At 63.1% G+C, this 18452-nt stretch carries 17 protein-coding genes; 4 read left to right on the forward strand and 13 right to left on the reverse strand.

Going from position 1 to position 18452, the window contains the following annotated elements; translation table 11 throughout:
* Positions 1 to 645 precede the first annotated feature (645 nt).
* Positions 646 to 792: a hypothetical protein gene (locus AC56QX_RS16620; RefSeq protein WP_497117406.1), complete on the reverse strand. Its 147-nt coding sequence runs from the start codon at positions 790 to 792 to the stop codon at positions 646 to 648.
* Positions 793 to 900: 108 nt separating this feature from the next.
* Here AC56QX_RS16620 and AC56QX_RS16625 point away from each other — a divergent pair, with 108 nt between their 5' ends.
* On the forward strand, positions 901 to 1071 hold the full coding sequence (locus AC56QX_RS16625) for a hypothetical protein (RefSeq protein WP_477224483.1): 171 nt from the start codon (positions 901 to 903) through the stop codon (positions 1069 to 1071).
* A 15-nt stretch (positions 1072 to 1086) separates the two neighbouring features.
* On the opposite strand, the gene AC56QX_RS16630 is transcribed toward AC56QX_RS16625, so the two are convergent.
* The 4 genes from AC56QX_RS16630 to AC56QX_RS16645 form a co-directional block, all read right to left on the reverse strand.
* Complete coding sequence (locus AC56QX_RS16630; RefSeq protein ID WP_497117407.1) at positions 1087 to 1734, reverse strand: glutathione S-transferase family protein; 648 nt, start codon at positions 1732 to 1734, stop codon at positions 1087 to 1089.
* 94 nt (positions 1735 to 1828) lie between these two features.
* The gene (locus AC56QX_RS16635; RefSeq protein WP_497117408.1) at positions 1829 to 2536 is read right to left on the reverse strand and encodes a hypothetical protein; all 708 of its coding nucleotides are present in this window, start codon (positions 2534 to 2536) and stop codon (positions 1829 to 1831) included.
* A 98-nt stretch (positions 2537 to 2634) separates the two neighbouring features.
* Positions 2635 to 4161, reverse strand: a complete 1527-nt coding sequence (locus AC56QX_RS16640) for an FAD-dependent monooxygenase (RefSeq protein WP_497117411.1) — start codon at positions 4159 to 4161, stop codon at positions 2635 to 2637.
* Positions 4162 to 4425: 264 nt separating this feature from the next.
* A complete protein-coding gene (locus AC56QX_RS16645) occupies positions 4426 to 7059 on the reverse strand; it encodes a bifunctional diguanylate cyclase/phosphodiesterase (protein WP_497117412.1) in 2634 nt (877 codons plus the stop codon).
* A 475-nt stretch (positions 7060 to 7534) separates the two neighbouring features.
* On the opposite strand from AC56QX_RS16645, the gene plsY reads away from it, so the two are divergent.
* Positions 7535 to 8209: a glycerol-3-phosphate 1-O-acyltransferase PlsY gene (plsY, locus tag AC56QX_RS16650; RefSeq protein ID WP_497117414.1), complete on the forward strand. Its 675-nt coding sequence runs from the start codon at positions 7535 to 7537 to the stop codon at positions 8207 to 8209.
* A gap of 8 nt (positions 8210 to 8217) precedes the next feature.
* On the opposite strand, the gene AC56QX_RS16655 is transcribed toward plsY, so the two are convergent.
* Positions 8218 to 8637, reverse strand: a complete 420-nt coding sequence (locus tag AC56QX_RS16655; RefSeq protein WP_497117415.1) for a hypothetical protein — start codon at positions 8635 to 8637, stop codon at positions 8218 to 8220.
* A gap of 42 nt (positions 8638 to 8679) precedes the next feature.
* Positions 8680 to 10224: a winged helix-turn-helix domain-containing protein gene (locus AC56QX_RS16660; RefSeq protein ID WP_497117417.1), complete on the reverse strand. Its 1545-nt coding sequence runs from the start codon at positions 10222 to 10224 to the stop codon at positions 8680 to 8682.
* A gap of 187 nt (positions 10225 to 10411) precedes the next feature.
* Between AC56QX_RS16660 and AC56QX_RS16665 the strand changes: the two genes are divergently transcribed.
* Both AC56QX_RS16665 and AC56QX_RS16670 read left to right on the forward strand, forming a co-directional pair.
* Positions 10412 to 11113, forward strand: a complete 702-nt coding sequence (locus tag AC56QX_RS16665; protein WP_497117420.1) for an alpha/beta hydrolase — start codon at positions 10412 to 10414, stop codon at positions 11111 to 11113.
* A 227-nt stretch (positions 11114 to 11340) separates the two neighbouring features.
* Positions 11341 to 12318, forward strand: a complete 978-nt coding sequence (locus tag AC56QX_RS16670) for a GlxA family transcriptional regulator (protein ID WP_497117421.1) — start codon at positions 11341 to 11343, stop codon at positions 12316 to 12318.
* A 63-nt stretch (positions 12319 to 12381) separates the two neighbouring features.
* Here AC56QX_RS16670 and AC56QX_RS16675 read toward each other — a convergent pair whose 3' ends face one another.
* The 6 genes from AC56QX_RS16675 to htpG form a co-directional block, all read right to left on the reverse strand.
* Complete coding sequence (locus AC56QX_RS16675; RefSeq protein ID WP_497117423.1) at positions 12382 to 13482, reverse strand: ABC transporter ATP-binding protein; 1101 nt, start codon at positions 13480 to 13482, stop codon at positions 12382 to 12384.
* A gap of 52 nt (positions 13483 to 13534) precedes the next feature.
* Entirely contained in the window at positions 13535 to 13936 is a 402-nt protein-coding gene (locus AC56QX_RS16680) for an extracellular solute-binding protein (RefSeq protein WP_497117424.1), read from the reverse strand.
* Positions 13936 to 14676 carry a twin-arginine translocation signal domain-containing protein gene (locus tag AC56QX_RS16685; protein ID WP_497117425.1) on the reverse strand — a complete coding sequence of 247 codons (741 nt, stop codon included), beginning with the start codon at positions 14674 to 14676 and terminating at the stop codon, positions 13936 to 13938. Before AC56QX_RS16685 ends, AC56QX_RS16680 begins: the two co-directional genes overlap by 1 nt.
* Positions 14673 to 15512 carry an ABC transporter permease gene (locus tag AC56QX_RS16690; protein ID WP_497117426.1) on the reverse strand — a complete coding sequence of 280 codons (840 nt, stop codon included), beginning with the start codon at positions 15510 to 15512 and terminating at the stop codon, positions 14673 to 14675. Before AC56QX_RS16690 ends, AC56QX_RS16685 begins: the two co-directional genes overlap by 4 nt.
* Complete coding sequence (locus AC56QX_RS16695; RefSeq protein WP_497117786.1) at positions 15509 to 16345, reverse strand: ABC transporter permease; 837 nt, start codon at positions 16343 to 16345, stop codon at positions 15509 to 15511. The genes AC56QX_RS16690 and AC56QX_RS16695 overlap by 4 nt, the downstream gene beginning before the upstream one ends.
* A 166-nt stretch (positions 16346 to 16511) precedes the next feature.
* Complete coding sequence (gene htpG / locus AC56QX_RS16700; RefSeq protein WP_497117427.1) at positions 16512 to 18398, reverse strand: molecular chaperone HtpG; 1887 nt, start codon at positions 18396 to 18398, stop codon at positions 16512 to 16514.
* Positions 18399 to 18452 lie beyond the last annotated feature (54 nt).

The following is an 18452-nucleotide window of genomic DNA, read 5'->3' on the forward strand; positions in this document are numbered from 1 at the left end:
ATGCCGGCCAATGGCAACGGCGGACCGGCGCGCCGCTTTGCTCTAACCTGACTGAGCTACCGGTATTGGTGGCCTCTAGTTGCCCGCCAGAGACTGCCACCACCGAACGGGATTTGAACCCGCCACGACCTCTTGTAACAACGTCAGCGGAAGTCCTCAAGTGGATCGATGTGTCGTGCCGAATGCCGAGGACAGTCCATCGGCTCAATCTCCTCGACATCGGTGAACGGGGATACGACCGGCTTGCCTGGCTCGCGCCCAGCGGGCCGCAGGGCCTGCGAATTTCTTCACTCTGTTTTCTTGGCTAGATAAAATCTGCGCTGTGCGCGAGCCATTCTTGCGTTAAAGCTGCCAAATATATATGAGAACGCCGCGAGAGTAACTGCCGCAAATATTTTATCGATCTTTAAAACAACGTGAAAAACTATTGCAAATATAACAAATGCGATGAAGAGCTGAAGAACCGTTGATATGCCGTCTGCCCACATTCTATTGCTTGGAAGATAGCTCTCCATCGATGGCGGAACCAATCTGTTCCTGTCCCAAAATTGTTCAATGCGAACCGGTTCCTGCGTTGCGCTTCCAGAATTGTTGGTTCCAGCGATAGTCTCATTGGGGCTATTTGAGCCGGTTGAGCTGGGCACCTCAGTCGCTGTCGTTGCGTTCCACTTCATTCCAATCATTTGCCTGCCTCGGTTGACAACCACCGTAGCGCTTCACTCGCAGCTTGCCCAAAACGGTTTCGATCCCGACCATCACTTTCTGTTTTTGGATAAGGGCTGCGTGGCTCATCGTTACCGCCAGTGGATTGGATTCCACCGAACGGTTTTGTCAGCGGCCCTTGGAACGTAAATGCATTCGCCAAGTTCCTAGCCCAGGACAAGCGAAGGAACATCACACATGCTGACCGCCGTTCGAGCCATGATTGGCCAAGCCCGCTTCACCACTGCCAAGAGCGAGCCTGAGGCGCAGAGCATGCGGCAGACGCCGATCTCCAGGGAAATCGAGACCTTGGCCGCGATCCGGCTGACCGATATGGCCGGCCTGGGGGCCTGGTCGCAGGACCGCTGATTGGTTTCGGTAGCGTCAGCTCTTTGACGGGGCGTTGACCGCAAATTGCGCGGCGAAAGCCCTGGCATAAGCGGGCCGTGCTTCGCCGCGCGCCACATAGGTGGCCAGGTTTTGATATTCGTCCAGAATGCCTGACAATCTCAGGCGAAGCAGCACCGATACCATCAGCAGATCACCCGCGCTGAATGCACCATCGAGCCATTCTGCGGCGCCCAGATAGGCCGAGAGCCTGTCCAGCACTGCCCGAACACGGTCTTTCACCAGCGGGAGGCGCCGCTGAGCCCAGGGCCTGTCGGCTTCGAATATCCTGGCCGTCGTCAAATCGAGGATCGGCGGCTCGACGGTGTTGAGCGCGGCAAACATCCAGGTGATCGCGCGGGCGCGGGCATCGCGTTCCTCAGGCAGCAGGCCCGCATGCTGCTCGGCAAGGTGAAAGACGATGGAGCCGGTCTCGAACAGGCAGAGCGAACCTTCTTCATAGGTCGGGATCTGGCCGAAGGGATGGATGGTCAGATGCTCAGGCGCCTTCATCGCCGCGAAGGAAACGAGACGAACCTCATAGGACTGCCCCACTTCCTCGAGCGCCCAGCGAACGCGCGTATCGCGCGCCAGCCCCTTGCCGCCATCGGGCGATCGTTCAAAGGCTGTAATGGTGGGGGTCATGGCAGGCTCCGGGTGGTTGGTTTGGTCTGTCTGGTTCTTGGTGGCACCCAGAGGACGAATGACCGGGGCAATTACCGACAACCTGCCTCGTCTTTTAGCGCAGCAGGCCTTCCGCCTCGAATGTGTCCCAGCCTTCTAGCTTTGGCTGCGGAGCGTCATCCTTACTCGATTTCCTGGCACTGGGCGCCTTGCGCTCCCGCTTTCCCGCTCGCGTCAGTGCGGCCTTGCCGGCACCGCGCCTCCTGTTCTCAGCAACTTCCTCTGCATCCTCCTCCCGCCAGCCTGTCGCCAGGTCGCGATCGAGAATGTCCTCGATGTGGCGTGGATCGAAGACATGGAAGGTGACGGCCTTGGACCGCCCGCGCATCTTGACGGTGCGCGTGCCGATGCTCTTCAGGCGGCCATCCCTGAGCCATTTGTGACGCTCGCGGGCCGAGATGGTGAGAATGTCTTCTGCCTCGCGCGGAAGCACGGGCAGGGCTTCGATCCCCTCCAGTGTCCTGGAGATGGTGGCCGAGGCCGCCTGGAAGGCATCCGCGTCGGTTTTCAACATGCGCAAGACGATGCGGCCCGTCTCAGCCTTGGCAAACTTCCTCACCACCCATGGCAGGCGGGCTCGAACTTCGCGTTCGATTCCCTTGAGGCGCATGGAGGAGCCAAGCGTTGCCGATGGCGGCAGCGGCCATTCGGCGACCACGGTGGTGCCCTTGCCGCGCTCGGATGCGCGGTCAGGGCCGGTGGCAATTGCCGCGACGATGCCACTCAGGACCTTTCGCAGGGAACCACGCTTCTTGTCTGTCATGTTTCATGTTCGCTCATCAGCTGCCTTCGTGGAACGGCAGTTCGCACAGCAGACAACCGAAACCAGGCTCAAACAGTTCCTTTAGCACGCTCAGGCTGCTATTCGGCTTCGCCAAACCATCGTGACGCCGCCTGGGCAGCGCCCCCAAGGTCAGGCTCGCCATCAGCAGCCCAGGCGACGAAGCCATCCGGGCGCACAAGCAGGGCGCTCAGGCCCAGCCGCTCCCTTGCGTTGCCGGCGACATAGGTGATCCGCCCACTCCAGCGGCTGGTAAGCGCCCGAAGGGCAGGACTGGCATCAAAGTCCAGCAACAGGCCCTGCCCGTTCCTCAGCAGTTCGCCGAGCCTCGTCCCGTCGGCCAGCTCGAAGTCAGGTGCGCTGCGGCCGACCAGCTTGTGGCTGCCGCCAAGATCGTAGCGCAGCGAAACGCCCCAAACGCGCTCGGCGAAATAGGTCGCGCCGTCGCGCGTGTCGATGAGATCGCGGATGATGGCTTCGAGCGCGCGCGAACTGCGGCTCGGCCGCATCAGCGCGACCTGGGCGCGCGACCAGTCGAGCACCTGCGCCCCCACCCGATGCCGTTCAGCGAAATAGCTGTCGAGCAGGCCGGCCGGCGCGTCGCCGCGGATGGTGGCGGCAAGCTTCCAGCCGAGGTTCATCGCATCGCCGAGCCCGAGATTGAGCCCCTGGCCGCCCAGCGGCGAATGGATGTGCGCGGCGTCGCCGGCAAGCAGCACCCGCCTGTTGCGGTAGGCGGTCGCCTGGTAGGCGCGATCGGTCCAGGTCGTGGCGAGGCTGAGCGCCGTCAAGGTGACGTCCGTGCCCGACACGCGGCGCAACACCACCTGCACATGTTCTGGTGTGATCGGCTCCGTCCGGTGGAAAGCGGCGCCGTCGAACTCGACCATCGCGATCGTGCCTGGCCGGGAGTAGGTGTACATACCCGTCGGCGTGTAGTGGCGGCCGGGGCTCAGTGTGTCCGGATCGGTCATCTCGACTTCGACGGAATAGCCGGTGAATTCGGCATCGGTGCCGGTGAAGGCAAAGCCGCCAAGCTTGCGAACCGAGCTGCGGCCGCCATCGCAACCGACGAGCCAGCTTGCGTGAAAGGTTTCGCCACCGGCGCGGATGGTCACGCCTTCGTCCGACTGGTCGAAGCCGTCGACGCCGAGGCCACGCCTGATCTCGACGCCCATCGCGGTCGCGCGGGTGACAAGCACGATTTCGAGATGCTCCATCTCGACCGCCACGCCGGGGCTCGCCGGGCCTGGCAGGCGATAGGGCCATTTCGAGCTGTCGACGGCGTCGAGGTGGAACTGGATGCCGGCGAAATGGCCGCCCGGGCGGCGCGGCTGCTGCATCCAGTGCGCGGCGGCCAATGCGCCGCCGCCATCCTTCGCGGGCGGCGCAATGTCGTCCAGCAGGCCGCGACGGTGGAAGGCCTCGATGGTGGGCACGTTAAGGCCGCGCATGCCGAAGGGCAGCCGCTTCAACGGTGAGCGCGGGTCTTCGGCCTGCTCCAGCACCAGCACGTAGAGGCCTGCCAGGCGCAGCTCGCAGGCGAGAAACAGGCCGACCGGACCGACACCGGCAATGACGACATCATAGGGAATCGGGTTGGGCATGAACTACTCCTTGGTCGATGTGTTCGACCGGAGCGTTCCTCGAGTTGAGAGCCACACGGACGAACGATTGGGCGCTTAACAGCGTCCGATGTTCGTCGTGGGGATCTCGAGCACGAAGCCAAAGACCAGAGCTTTCGTTACCGAAAGGAGTTGGGCTTACCGAACCAACCCTGCCTTTTCCGACAGCGGCGATATAGCGATGTGGCGATTGGTCTGCAACAGGCACGGCGGCGGCAAAGGGCAACGCCATCGATTAGGGGCCAACTAGCCCGCGGCCAGCCATTTGCGCGACTGGGCGAAGGCCTTGAAGGCCTTGGCCTCCATCGGGCGGCCAAAAAGGTAGCCCTGCAAGATATCGCAGCCAAGTTCCTTGAGGATACGCGCGTGCTCCATCGTCTCGACGCCCTCGGCGACCACTTCGATGCCGAGGGATTTGCCGATCTCGATGATCGACGCCACCAGGTGCCGTTGCGCCATTGAGCCGGTGATGGGTGTGATCAGTTGGCGGTCGATCTTGAGGCGACGCGGCCGCAGCTTAAGCAGCGACACGATCGAGGCATGGCCGGTGCCGAAATCATCGATCTCGATGTCTATGCCGAGTTCCTTGATGTGGTCGATATTCCAAGTGACCAGATCATCGTTTTCATCGAGGAAGATGGACTCCACCAGCTCGAACGACACGGTTCCCGCCTTGATGGCCAGCTTGCGCAGGCCCTCGATCAGGTCCTTGTCCTCCAGGCGCGTGGCCGAGACGTTGACCGATACGCGCGGGATGTTGAGATGACTGCGCGACCAACGCTCGAAATTCTCCAGCGCGTGTTCGAGGACGATGCGGTCGATCAGCGCCACGACGTTGAGTTCTTCGGCCACCTTGAGGTAGGCATCGGGAGCCAGGATGCCCCGTCGCGGATGCTTCCAGCGCGACAGCGCCTCGACGCCGACGATCTCGAGCGTCCTGGCGTCGAACTGCGGCTGATAGTAGGCGATGAATTCGTGCCGCTCCAGCCCGCCGAGAATCTCGTCGGCGATCTGCTTGGTCCGCACGATCTCGCTCTGCAATTCCTCGTTGAAGAATTCGAAGCGGTTGCGGCCACGGCTTTTCGCCCGATAAAGCGCGAGATCGGCGTTGACCAGCAACTGCTTCACGTCGACGCCGCTGTTGGCGGCAATGCCGATGCTGACCCCGAAACGGCACGGATGGCCGCGATAATCGACAGGCTGGCGCATCTCCTCGATGATCCGGTCGGCAAGTGCCGAGAGCTCGTCGTCATCAAGCCCATGGCTGACCAAAACGAACTCGTCGCCGCCGATGCGCGCAACGAAATCGTCACGGCTGGCATTGGCCTTGATGACCCTGGAGGCATGCATCAGCATGGCATCGCCCGCGGCGTGGCCGAGCGTGTCGTTGATCTGCTTGAAGCGATCGAGGTCCAGGTGCAGCAGTGCCGTGCGCCGGTCCGGTTCGCCGTTTTCGGCCAGCAGTTCATCGAGATAGCGGCGGTTGGGAAGGCCGGTCAGCGAATCGTGCAGCGCCGCATACTCGATATGTGCCTTGGCGAGATTGAGCTCGGCGTTCTTCGATTCCGTCAACTGGCGCTCGCGAATGAGGTTTTCGTTGAGCAGCACGTCGCTGGTCACGTCCCATTCGGCACCGATCAGCTTGGGTGTGCCGCCGATGTCCTGGAAGTAGGTTGCGCGCGTGCGCACATGGCGAACGGTGCCGTCGGGGCGCAGGAGCCGGTATTGTGAGGAGTAGGGGCCTTTACTGGCCGAGGCCGAATCAAAGTCCTGTCTGGCCCGCCCGAGATCGTCAGGATGGATCGTCTGCGCCCAGTCATCATAGCCGCGCGGCTTGCCGTCGGCTGATTTGCCGTAGATTTCGTTGACGCGGTCATCCCACACCATTTCATTGGTGGTGAGGTCGTGTTCCCAAACGCCGATACCAGAGGCTTCAAGCGCCAGCTCCAGGCGTCCGGACAGGCGCCTCAGCTCGGCGTAGTTCTTCTGCCTTTCGCCGAATAGCCGGCCGGCCACCATGATCGGCAGCACCACCAATGCGCCGGCGAGCAGCATAAGCGACCGCAAGGTCCACTCGTTCTTCGGAGCCGTCGGCCAGCCGCCCTTGGGAATGGCCGAAATCTGCCAGGAGCCTGACGGCAGCTGCACATCGGCCGATACGGGATTTCCGGCGATGACATGGTCGCCGCCGAAAAAGCGTTCGCCGCCGCCGCCCAGCGCATCCTTGCCCGTGAGCGCGACATCGATGCTTAGATCCCGATCGGTCAGCCCGCTCGCCGCGTACAGGCGGTCGACATCGACCACCGCCGAGACGATGCCCCAGAAACGGTCGCCGCCGCCGGCAGTCGGCACAAAGACCGGAATGCGGCCGATGAAGCCGCGCCCGCCCTGGGCAAGGTCGACCGGGCCGGCAAACACCAGCACCCGCTGGTCGCGCGCCCGGAGCGCTGCCGTGCGCTGCGCTTCGTTCTTGCGGTAATCGAGCCCGATCGCCTTCTCGTTGCCCTGCATCGGATACATCAACGAGATGACGAGGTCGGGCGCGCCGGCAATGTTGCGCAATTGCGATTTCTGTTCGAACAGATTGCGGGCAAGCGAGGCAAATCTTTGCTGGCCCATATAGGGTTCGGTATCGATGGCCGAAACCAACCCCTGCACAAGCTGAAGATTGCCGTTTATATTGCCTTCGAGCTTGGCGCGAATGATGTTGACCTTGGCCAGCACGTCGGCACGGGCCAGTTGATCGGAGACCCTTCTGTTCTGCTGGTCGGCAACGACGGCGCAGACCAGAAGCACGACAAAAGCGATCGCCGCCGGCAAGTTGGCGGTAGAAAAAATGGCCCGGCTCGCGCGGCCAAGACTGAATCTTGTTGTGGTCAATTCGACCCGGATAGCTGTCCTGAACAATAGCTCATCGATCCAGCCTAGTAGCAAACGCTTAAATTTGCCCTTCCATGCTGACAGGAAGTTTCAGCATTAGCCCATGTAGGGCATTTCAACTTGCCGGCGGAGCGGTGCCTAAACGACCGGCGTCGCCGGTGCTTCTGCGCGTGTCAGGACCAGATACCCGACGAAGCGCCTATGTGGGTGCTGGCTTTGCCGAGCATTATTCGGGTGGCTTTGCATGAACTACTCTTGGGCGATGGTCGACCAGCGCCGCACGGACGAACGATTGGGCGCTTGACAGCGTCCGATGTTCGTCGTGGGGATCTCGTGCACGAAGCCAAAGACCAGAGCTTTTGCCTGCGAAAGGACTTCGTAGTGAAAGGAGTTGGGCTTACCAAACCAACTCTGCCCTTTCCGAGAGCGGCTCTATAAGGTCGTGGCGATTGGTCTGCAGCAACAGGGTAAATCCATGGTTTTCTGGATAGCGAGCGTGGCTGGACTGGCGATCGCCTATCTCTTCGGCTCCGTGCCCACCGGCTATCTGGCGGGGAAACTGCTCACGGGCATCGATATCCGCGAGCATGGCTCCAGATCAACCGGCGCAACCAACGTGTTGCGAACGCTGGGAAAAGGGCCTGCCTTGGTGGTGCTGCTGGTCGATGTGTTGAAAGGCGTGGCGGCGATCGTCTTTATCCGCTGGCTCTATGCGTTGCCGTTCCTCACGCCGCCGGCAGGGCTTGATCTGCAAAGCTTCGTACCATGGGCCGTCTGCATGGCCGGACTTGCCGTGTTGCTGGGGCATGGCCGTTCGGTCTGGCTGAATTTCACCGGCGGCAAATCCGCCGCGACGGGGCTGGGCGTGCTCCTGGCGCTTTCCTGGCCGATCGGTCTGGGTGCGGCAGCGGTTTTCTGCGCCGTTCTGGCACTTTCCAGGATTGTTTCCCTGAGTTCGATGCTGGCAGCGTTGACGGCGATCGTTTTCGTCCTTGGCATGGAGCAACCGCTGCCCTACCGGCTGCTGGTGATTGCTGGCGGCCTCTACGTGATCGCACGCCATCGCGCCAACATCCGGCGACTGCTGGCCGGAACGGAGCCGCGCCTTGGGCAAGGTAGCTCGGACAAGAAAACGGAACTGCAGATCTAGATCGTCGCTCACACAAACACGATAGGATTTTTCTCGCGCCGTGCGATGTCGATCAATTCCGATAGTCCGTCGGCAAATTCCCGAACCCATGCGTCGGGGTTGGATTCGATGAGCCGCAATTCTTTTTCGAGTTCGCCAAAGCTCGGCTCCTCGATCGTGTCTCCCATATGACTACCGGAATAAAGCACAAGCCGTTCCAAAGCCGATCCTTTGCCGATATGGCCGGCGATCGACTCTCGAAGGTCGCCGACATGCGAGATGTTTCCGATGCGCCACGCACGAGCCCTAAGCGCGTCGAGCGCGAGATCCACGTTCTCGGGATGGATTACCTCGCATTCACCCGATATCGGCTCTCGTTGAAAGCGATAGCCGGGAAATTCCCGCTCCATCGCCGAGACACTTTTGAAAACGGCGGCGTCGAGACCCATGTCGATCCTCCTTGTAAGCCCAAGCCAAATGGGCGGGCAGCGTTACTCCGGCAAGCCCGCCAGTCGCATGGCGTCGGTCACCTCACCGACAATCTCAGGCGCAAGTCCAACGGCGGCAGACCACCGGCCAATCGTAAAATGCGGGTCGAGCGCCATGAGCCGCGCGGCCGACGCCTTTGCTTCCTCGATCCGCCCGAGCCGGGCAAGCGGTGCGGCCAGCCATCCGTGCAGGATGCTGAAGCCGGGGTTCATCTCCACCGCCCGCCGGCCTGCCGCTATGGCCTGCTCATGCCGGCCGGCGAGAAAATTGCCGAAGCCGATCATGCCTTGCGGCACGCAGTTCATGGCGTCCAGCGGGTTCAGCCGCAACGCCTGCTCGCCCCAGTCGATGGCGCGTGTCGCGTCGCCGCCATAGGCAACCGGAACGCAGCCGAAGGCGTAGACGAAGGCACAGGAGGCACTGAGTGCTAGAGCCTGCGAAAACGCCTCGTCGGCGAGTTTGCGGTCATGCTCGACCAGGCCGATGGTGAAGCCGGCGAGCGCCAGCGCCATGGCGTCGCCCGAACCGTGCTCGATCGCCGCATGGGCATGGCGCGATGCCTTCTCGCTGTGCTGCGCCAGCATGCCGCCGCGGATGAAAAGGGTTTGATGCGCCCAGGCGGCAAAGCCATGGACGAGCGCATAGCTCGGCTCGATGGCCAGCCCCTGCTCAAGCAGCGGCAGGCCCTTGGCGGCACCTTGCGGCATGAAGGTGTAGACGTCAGGCAGCGCGCGCAGGAAAAGATCGTAGGCGTCGAGACTGTCGGGCCGCCGTCGCTTGACGCGTTCGATCTCGGCCCGGCGCAGATTGGGCTCGATTGCCGCGACCACGCTGATGGTGATCTCGTCCTGCAGCGCGAACACGTCGGTCAGCTCGCGGTCGTAGCGTTCGGCCCACAGATGGCTGCCGTCCTCGGCGTCGATCAACTGGCCGGTGATGCGCACGCGGCTGCCCACCTTGCGCACTGAGCCTTCCAGCACGTAGCGCACGCCGAGTTCGCGCCCGACCTGCTTCACGTCGACGGCGCGGCCCTTGTAGGTGAAGGAGGAGTTGCGGGCGATGACGAACAGCCAGCGGATGCGCGACAGGCCGGTGATGATGTCCTCGACCATGCCGTCGGCAAAATAGTCCTGATCCGCATCGCCGCTCAGGTTGACGAAGGGCAGCACGGCGATGGAGGGGCGAGCGGGAATGCCGAGACCAGGCTTCGCCTGTTCCACCGGCGCCTCGGCGGCGGCTTTCTCGCGCACGGTGCCGACGAAGCGAAAGCCCCGGCGCGGGACGGTGCGCACGAGGCGCTGTTGCTCGCCATTATCTTGAAGGGCGCTACGGGCGGCGTTGACACGGCTGGCCAGCGTCGCGTCAGAGACGATGCGTCCCTGCCAGACCGCATCGACCAGATCGTCCTTGCTGACCACCCGCTCGCGATTGCCGATCAGATATTGCAGCAAGTCGAACACCTGCGGCTCGACAGCGATCAGGTCGTTGCCGCGACGCAATTCGCGCCGGTCGCCGTCCAGGGCGAAATCCTCGAAAAGATACGGCAAATTGCTGGCTCCAGGCGCGTGGAAGATTGCGACTCGAGCACCTTAGCCGCGTGGTGGCCGCAAAATCAAAGCCATCTCAAGGGAAAATCAAGCGGTCCTGAAGGCCGCCTCAAAGCGGGCGCGGCGGCTGCGGCGCATAGTCCTCCTGCAACCAACGCAGACAACACTTTGAAAAAGGAGAACTCAAATGTCGAACACTGCAGCAAATTCCGTCGTCCTCGTTCATGGCGGCTTCGTCGATGGCTCCGGCTGGGAAGGCGTCTACCACCAGCTCAAGAAGGACGGCTATGACGTCACCATCGTCCAGAACCCGACCACCTCGCTCGCCGACGATGTCGCGGTGACCAAGCGCGCCATCGCAGAGGCGAAGGGCGATGTCATCCTGGTCGGCCATTCCTATGGTGGTGTCGTGGTGTCGGAAGCGGGCACCGATCCCAAGGTGGCTGCCGTCGTCTATATCGCGGCCTTCGCGGCGGATGCCGGCGAGTCGGTCTCGACCCTGATCGCCAACCCGCCTCCCGGCGCATCCGTGCCGCCGATCCTGCCGCCCGTCGACGGCTTCCTGATGCTCGACAAGGCCAAGTTCGCCGCTTCCTTCGCCGCCGATGTGCGTCCCTCGCTCGCTGCCTTCATGGCGGATTCGCAGGTTCCGTGGGGCATCGCCGCGCTCGAAGGCAAGGTCACCAAGCCGGCCTGGCGCGTGAAGCCGAGCTGGTATCTCGTCGCCACCGACGACCACATGATCCCGCCGCCGGCACAGCGTCAGATGGCGACCCGGGCCGGAGCGACGACGGTCGAAGTGCCCGGCAGCCACGCGGTCTACGTCTCCGATCCCTCGGCCGTCGCCAAGATCATCGAACAGGCGGCTGCCGGCGTCGGCAAGAAGTGAAGCTGCATGATCGAGATGAAAAGCCCGGGCACTTGGCGCCCGGGTTTTTCTCGTTCACCCGCGCCCGGATTACGGCGTGGTGCGCCTGATATTCATCTCAAGGTCGTCAATCTCATCTCCGACATCTGGCGGCCGCTCCTGAGGAGCGCGGGCCTGGTGACTGTGCCAAACCATACCATCGGTGATAACAGGCTCCTGCTCAGGCGAGGGACGGTTCCGGAAACACAATGGCAAGGCGGTTTGCGTTTCTCCTGGTGCGCGACTTCACCCTGTCGCCGCTGTCGCTGTTCATCGACACGCTGCGGCTGGCGGGCGATGAGGGCGACCGCAGCCGCAGGATCGAGTTCGACTGGGAGATCGTCGGCGAACGCGGCCTGCCGATCCGGGCAAGCTGCGGCGTCGAATTGCTGCCGACCAAAGGGATTGGCAATCCCGAGGATTTCGACAATGTCGTTGTGGTCGGCGGCCTGCTCGACACCAACCGCAGCCTGAGCTCCGACAAGGAGGCCTTCCTGTTGCGCGCGGCCGAGAAGGGCGTGCCGCTGACGGCGCTCTGCACGGGAAGCTTCGTTTTGGCGCGCTACGGCCTGCTCGATGGCTATAGCGCCGCCGTCAGCTGGTTCCACATCAAGGATTTTCGCAGCCAGTTCCCTGATGTGAATGCCCATGCCGACAGCCTGTTTTCCGTCGACCGGGGCCGCTCGACCTGCGCTGGCGGCACGGGTGCGGCCGACCTTGCCGGCCATTTCGTGTCCCAGTTCATCGGCCGGAAGGCGGCGGAAAAGGCGGCCAAGATCCTGGTGCTCGACCGCATCAGAAGCAGCCGCGACGTGCAGCCCGTCGGCGACCTGTTTCCAGCGGCGTCGAGCCGCGCGGTGAAGCGCGCCTTGCTTTTGATGGAGAGCAATCTGCAGGAGACGCTGCCGGTCAGCGAGATCGCGGACCGCCTGAATTGCTCACGGCGCCAGCTCGAGCGGCTTTTCGGCACCGAGCTCGGCATCGGCCCGATGGCCTGTTATCTCGCGCTGCGGGTGCATCATGCCAAGTCGCTGCTGGAAGGCAGCGACCTGCAGATCGGCGACATTGCCTATCGCTGCGGCTTCACCAATGCCGGCCATTTCAGCCGCGTGTTCCGCCAGCAGACCGGCATCACGCCCACCCATCTCAGGCATCCCAACCGCATGGCCGCGGGCGCGGCGGGGTAATTGCGTTCGAAGACGCGCCGCCTCAGCGTCGGCCGCGCCGTGCCAACTCTTGGGCGACATGCATCACGAAATCCGCTGACCGTCCTCGTCGAGCAGAACGCAGCCATCGGGATCGAATCCAAGATCGATCGCCTCGCCTTCGCGAAGGACGCGACCACTGATCGGCGCGTTGGCGCGGATGCTGGTCTTGCCGCCAATGTCGATCTCGTAGATTGCACTACCCCCCAGATACGAGGCAGAGACGACCCGGCCAGACAGAAGGTTGGCGCTCGCCCCCGCGCCGACCGACAATTTCTGCGGCCGCACCACGACAGTGACCTTGCTGCCGCTCGCTAGCGGCCTCGGACAGGCCACGTTGATCGTCTGGCCCGTGGCAAGCACCACCGCCGTTCCTTGGCCGGATCCGCTCACGGTCCCGGCAAGCATGTTGGCCTTGCCGAGGAAGTCGGCGACGAAGGCCGTGGCAGGTCGCTCGTAGACTTCCTGCGGGGTTCCGATCTGCTCGACAGCGCCTGCGTTCATCACCACGATGCGATCCGACATGGAGAGCGCTTCCTCCTGGTCGTGCGTGACGAAGATAGCGGTGATGCCGGTTTCCTTCTGGATCTTCTTGATCTCGACGCGCATCTCCTCGCGCATGTTCGCGTCCAGCGCCGATAGCGGCTCGTCGAGCAGCAGCACCTGCGGCTCGAAGACGATGGCGCGGGCAAGCGCGATGCGCTGCTGCTGCCCGCCCGACAGTTGCGAGGGCAGCTTCTTCTCGCTGCCCGGCAGCCGCACCATTTCGAGCGCCTGGCCGACCTTGCGCACGATCTCGGGCTTCGGCACGTTGCGATACTTCAGGCCGAAAGCGACATTGTCGAAGACGTTCTTGTGTGGGAACAGTGCGTAGCTCTGGAAGACCAGCCCGATGTTGCGCTTGTAGATCGGCACGTCGTCGACCCGACGCCCGTCGATCATGATCTGGCCGCCCGAAATGTCGACCAGGCCGGCGATGGAGCGCAGGATCGTGGTCTTGCCGCAGCCCGAAGGCCCGAGCAAGGTGACGAAGCTGCCCTTGGCGATCGAGAGCGAGAAATCGCGCACGGCGACGAACTTGCCATAGGCAATGTCGATGTCGCGGAACTCGACCGCCGGGCTGTTCGGCTCCGCGGCCGCGCTCAAGCCTGCTGCCCCGGCCGAGGCCGGCCGGGGATTGGATGTCGTGGCCCGGCTGTCAGGCACCTTTCGAGATCCTGTTCCACTGCTTGGTCCAGGCGTCCTCGTTGGTCGCCCAGTAGACCGGGTCGGCGAAGGTCAGCGCCTTCATCGTGCCCGTTTTGTCGAAGGCCGGCAGCTTCTCGATCTTCTCGGTGAGCTTGACCTTTGTCGGGTCGAGCGACGGCGGATAGCTCTGGCCCTCGGCCACCGCGATGGCGGTCGCCGGGTCGAGCATGAAGTTGATCAGCTCCTCGCACTCGGCCATGGGCGAGCCTTTCAGGATCAGCATGTCCTCCATCCAGGCATAGGAACCGGCAGGATCGAGATAGCCGATCGGCGCGCCCTGGTCCTGCAAGGCGGCGACGCGGCCCGACCATGCGTCCGTCACCACGATCTCGCCCTTGGAAAGCAGGTCCATCAGCTCCGCGCCGGAGCTCCAGAATTTTTTGCGAGGTCGCGCGTCTCGCGCACCTTGGCCCAGATCGCGTCCATGTCCTTGAGGTTGTTGGGGTCCTGTCCGGTGGCAAGCGCGGCGTACCAGACGCGCGTGGTCATGTCGTCATAGCCGCCGACCTTGCCCGCATATTTCTTGTCGAGCAGCAGTGCCGCACCCTTTTCCTTGGCTTCCTCGGGAGAGATCACCTTGGTGTTGTAGGCGATGCCTGTCGTGCCGTAGTCGTAAGGCACGGCCGAGAGTTTCGGCGTCAGCTTGCGGAACGGATCGATCATCGGCTGCAGCACATTGGCCATGTTGGGAATGTTGGCCTCGTTGATCTCCGAGGTCAGGCCGCCGTTCACATATTTGATGTAGTAGTTGACGCCGGAGGAATGGATGACCTGGTAGTCGCCGGGCTTGGCGGTCTTGATCTTGGTGATGATCTCGTCCTCGTCGCCGAACGTGCCCTGGACCACCTTGATCTTGGTCTTGGCCGTGTAGGGCTGGAAGGCATATTTGTCGATCGCATCCTGCACCGTGCCGCCCCAGCCGTCGAAGCGAACCTCTTCGACCGCGGCGAGCGCTTGCCGCATCCAAGGCATGTCGAGCCCCGCTGCGGCCGCGGCGGCGGCGCTCAGCGTCAGGAAAGTGCGGCGGCTCACACCGCCGTTGAGATACCGATCGTGCAGCCTTTCAAGCCGCTTTCCATTGGACAGTTTCATCGTGCTTCCTCCTTGGGTTGGCCGCGTCTTTTCAATCTGGTCAGGCTTTGCAGGATCAGGCCGCCGAGCAGCGGTATGCCGACGGTCACCAGGATCATCACGGTGCCGAGCGCGTTGATCTCCGGGCTGATCGATATCTTGAGCATCGAAAGGATCTGGGTGGGCATGGTCTCCACTCCAGCCGGCCGCCAGAACAAGCTGGCCGAGGTGTTGTCGAAGGAGATGGTGAAGGCGAGCAAGGCGCCGCCCACCACAGCTGGTATCAGCAGCGGCAGCGTGATCTCGCGGAAGGACGAGAAGCGCGAGGCGCCGAGCGAGAGCGCCGCCTCCTCATAGACGCGCCGGATACCGACCATGCGCGCCTGGGTGATCAGCACAACGTAGGGTACGGCGAGCAGGATATGGCCGAGCACCAGCAACAGCATGGTCCTCGGCTGGTCGATCGCCTTGATCAGCACCAGCAGGCCGACGCCGAGGATGGTCTCTGGTACCAGCGCCGGCAGGATCACCAGCGTGCTCAGCGCCTGCTTGCCGCGAAATTCGAAGCGCACCAGCGCGAATGCCGTGACGACGCCTACCGCCGTGGTGACGGCGGCGGTGACCAGCGCGATCCATAGCGAGGTGCGGAAGGCGGTCAGCACCTGCTCGTTGGCCATCAGCTTGCCGTACCATTGCAGGCTGAAGCCGGTCATCGGGAAGCCGCCGAACATCGAGGCATTGAAGGACAGGATCACCGTTGCCACGATCGGCGCGAACATGAAGATATAGACGCAGAGCGTGACGAAGCCGGTCAGCCGCCAGGCCCATCTTCCTTCCTGCTTGCGCCTGGCTTTCATCCACCAAGTCCTTTGACGATCTGCGACATGCCCATGTAGCGGGTGTAGGCGGCGGCGAAGAAGCCGAGCACGACGAACAGCACGATCGAAAGCGTGGCGCCCATCGGCCAGTTCAGCTCGCCCATGATGGTGTCATAGATCAGATTTCCGAACAGCGCGTCGCGGCCGGAGCCCAGCAGCTGCGGCGTCACATAGCTGCCGGCGGCCAGCACGAAGCAGAGCAGCAGGCCTGCCGCCAGGCCGGGCAGGGACAGCGGCAGTGTGACCTCACGGAACGCCTGCGCGCTGGTGCAGCCCATCGAGCGGGCCGCTGAAATCAACGTGCGGTCGATGCCCTCGAGGCTGACATAGACGTTGAGGATCATGTAGGGCAGCAAGAAGTGCAGCATGCCGAGGATCACCGCGCCCTCATTGTAAAGCATCGGCAGCGGCTCGTTGATGATGCCCAGTTTCAGCAGCGCGACGTTGATGACGCCCTGTTCACCCAGAATGTTGATCCAGGAAAAGGTGCGGATGGTGAAGCTGATCCAGAACGGCACGATGAGCAGAAGCAGCAGCAGCCATTTGTGCTTGAAGGTCGTGGCCCAGATGAAATAGGCCGGGAAATAGCCGAGCACCCCGCAGAGCACCGCCGTCATGGCGCCGACCCTCAGCGTCTTCAGGAGGAAGCCGGAATAATAGCTGTCGGTCAGGAATTCGTGCCAGTTCGCCGTCGTCAGCGAACTGGTTTCCACCCCGGCGGTGACGAAGGTGAAGAAGGTGTAGGCGGCCATCACCGCGATCGGCAGCACCAGGAAGAAGATCAGCAGCAAGAACACCGGCGCGACGAGCATCCAGGCCAGCCGTGGATCATACAATGTCCATCGTCGTTTCATGAGCACCCGGTGCGCTCGCTTTGAAGCGCCTGTTTTGTTCCCGGGGCCAAGATTGGGTGATTGGAGGCCTGATGTCTACAGTCGGCGATTGAGCCAGTGTCGGGGACGGTCGGTCGGCGCTGCCTTAGCCCTTCGAAATGCCGCGCGCGATCAGCCGTGCCAGACGCTGCGAAAACGCCCTGGCGTCCGCCGGTTTGTCGCCGTCGAGCACGCGCGCCTCGTCGTAGAGGAGGTGGGCCGCGTCGTCCTTGAAGGCCTGGTCTTCTTCGCCAAGGCCGGCCAGCGCCAGCACGCGCTCGTGCCTTGGGTTGATCTCGAGGATGGGCTTGGCTGCCTTGTCGAGACGGCCGGCGGCGTTCATCAGCCGCTCGAACTGCCGGTCGGGGCCGTGTTCGGGCGCGACGAGGCAGACAGCACTTTCGGTCAGGCGATCGGAAGCCTTCACGTCCGAGACGGCATCGCCGAGCGCGGACTTGACGAAAGCCAGGAAGCTGTCGACTTCCGGCGTCGCCGTCACATCCGGCTTCTTGGCCTCGTCGAGCAGCGGAATGTCGGAAAGCTCCGCCACGCCCTGCGTTACCGACTTGAACGGCTTGCCGTCGAAGTCCGGCGCCATCGTCACCCAGAAACTGTCGACCGGATCGGTCAAGAGTAGCACCTCGATGCCGCGCGCCTTGAAACCTTCGAGCTGCGGCGAGGCTTCGAGCCGGGCGCGGTCGTCGCCAGCCATGAAGAAGATCGCCTTCTGGCCTTCCTTCATCGCGGCGACATAGTCGGCAAGGCCGCGCCAGCCTTCGCCGGATGTGGTCGAGTGGAAGCGGGCGAGCTTCAGCAATTGTTCGCGCCGCTCGTGGTCCTCGTAGAGCCCTTCCTTGAGGACGACGCCGAAATTCTCCCAGATCTTCGCGTAGGCTTCGGCGTCGTTCTCGGCCAGCTTGACGAGGTCGCCGAGCACGCGGTTGGTCAGGCCCTTGCGGATCGAGGCGAGCAGCGGGCTTTCCTGGATCATTTCGCGCGAGACATTGAGCGGCAGGTCGGCGGAATCGACCAGGCCGCGCACGAAGCGCAGATAACGCGGCAGAAGATCGGCCTCGTCGGTGATGAAGACGCGGCGCACATAGAGCTTCATGCGGCCCTTGCGGTCCTGGTCGAAGAGATCGAACGGACGCGAGCCGGGCACGAAGGCAAGCACTGAGTATTCCTGCCGGCCCTCGGCGCGGAAATGGATGGTGGCCGCCGGCTCGTCATACTGGCCGGCAACGCCGCGGTAGAAGTCGGTGTATTCCTCGGGCGTGATCTCGCTCTTCGGCCGGACCCAGAGTGCGGTGCCGTCGGCAATGTCGCGCGCCTCCGCGCCGGGTTTTTCGATGAGCGTGATCGGCACCGGCACATGGCCCGACTGCGACTTGGCCAGTTGCTCGAGCCGGTAGGATCCGGTGTAGGAGACGGCGTCGTCCATCAGATGCAGCACGACGCGTGTGCCGCGCCTGGGTGCCGCGTCGAGCGGGGCGGGCGCGATCTCGTAGGAACCCTTGCCGTCCGACGACCAGCGCCAGGCCTCCTCGCCTCCCGCCTGCCGGCTGATGACGTCGACCCGGTCGGCGACCATGAAAGCGGAATAGAAGCCGACGCCGAACTGGCCGATGAGCTGCGTGTCTTCTGAGCCTGCGCCGACGCGCTCGATGAAGGCGCGCGTGCCAGAGCGGGCGATGGTGCCCAGCGCCTCGGCCATATCGTCGCGGCTCATGCCGATGCCGTTGTCCTCGACGGTGATCTCCTTGTTGTCCGCGTCAGCCGATATCGAGATGCGCGGCTTGGGGTCGTCGCCCAGCAATTCCGGATGGCTGACGGCCTCGAAGCGCAGCTTTTCGCAGGCGTCGGCGGCGTTGGAAATCAGTTCGCGCAGGAAGACGTCCTTATCGGAATAGACCGAGTGCACCATCATGTGCAGCAGCCGCGAGACATCCGCCTCGAACGCCCTGGTTTCCGTCGCTTTCGTATCCGTCGTCATTCCAATTTTCCCACGCTGTTCATCCGCCCACCGCGCCGAAGTGCGTGCGGGACT

Source organism: Mesorhizobium sp. RCAM 06353 (assembly GCF_059683585.1).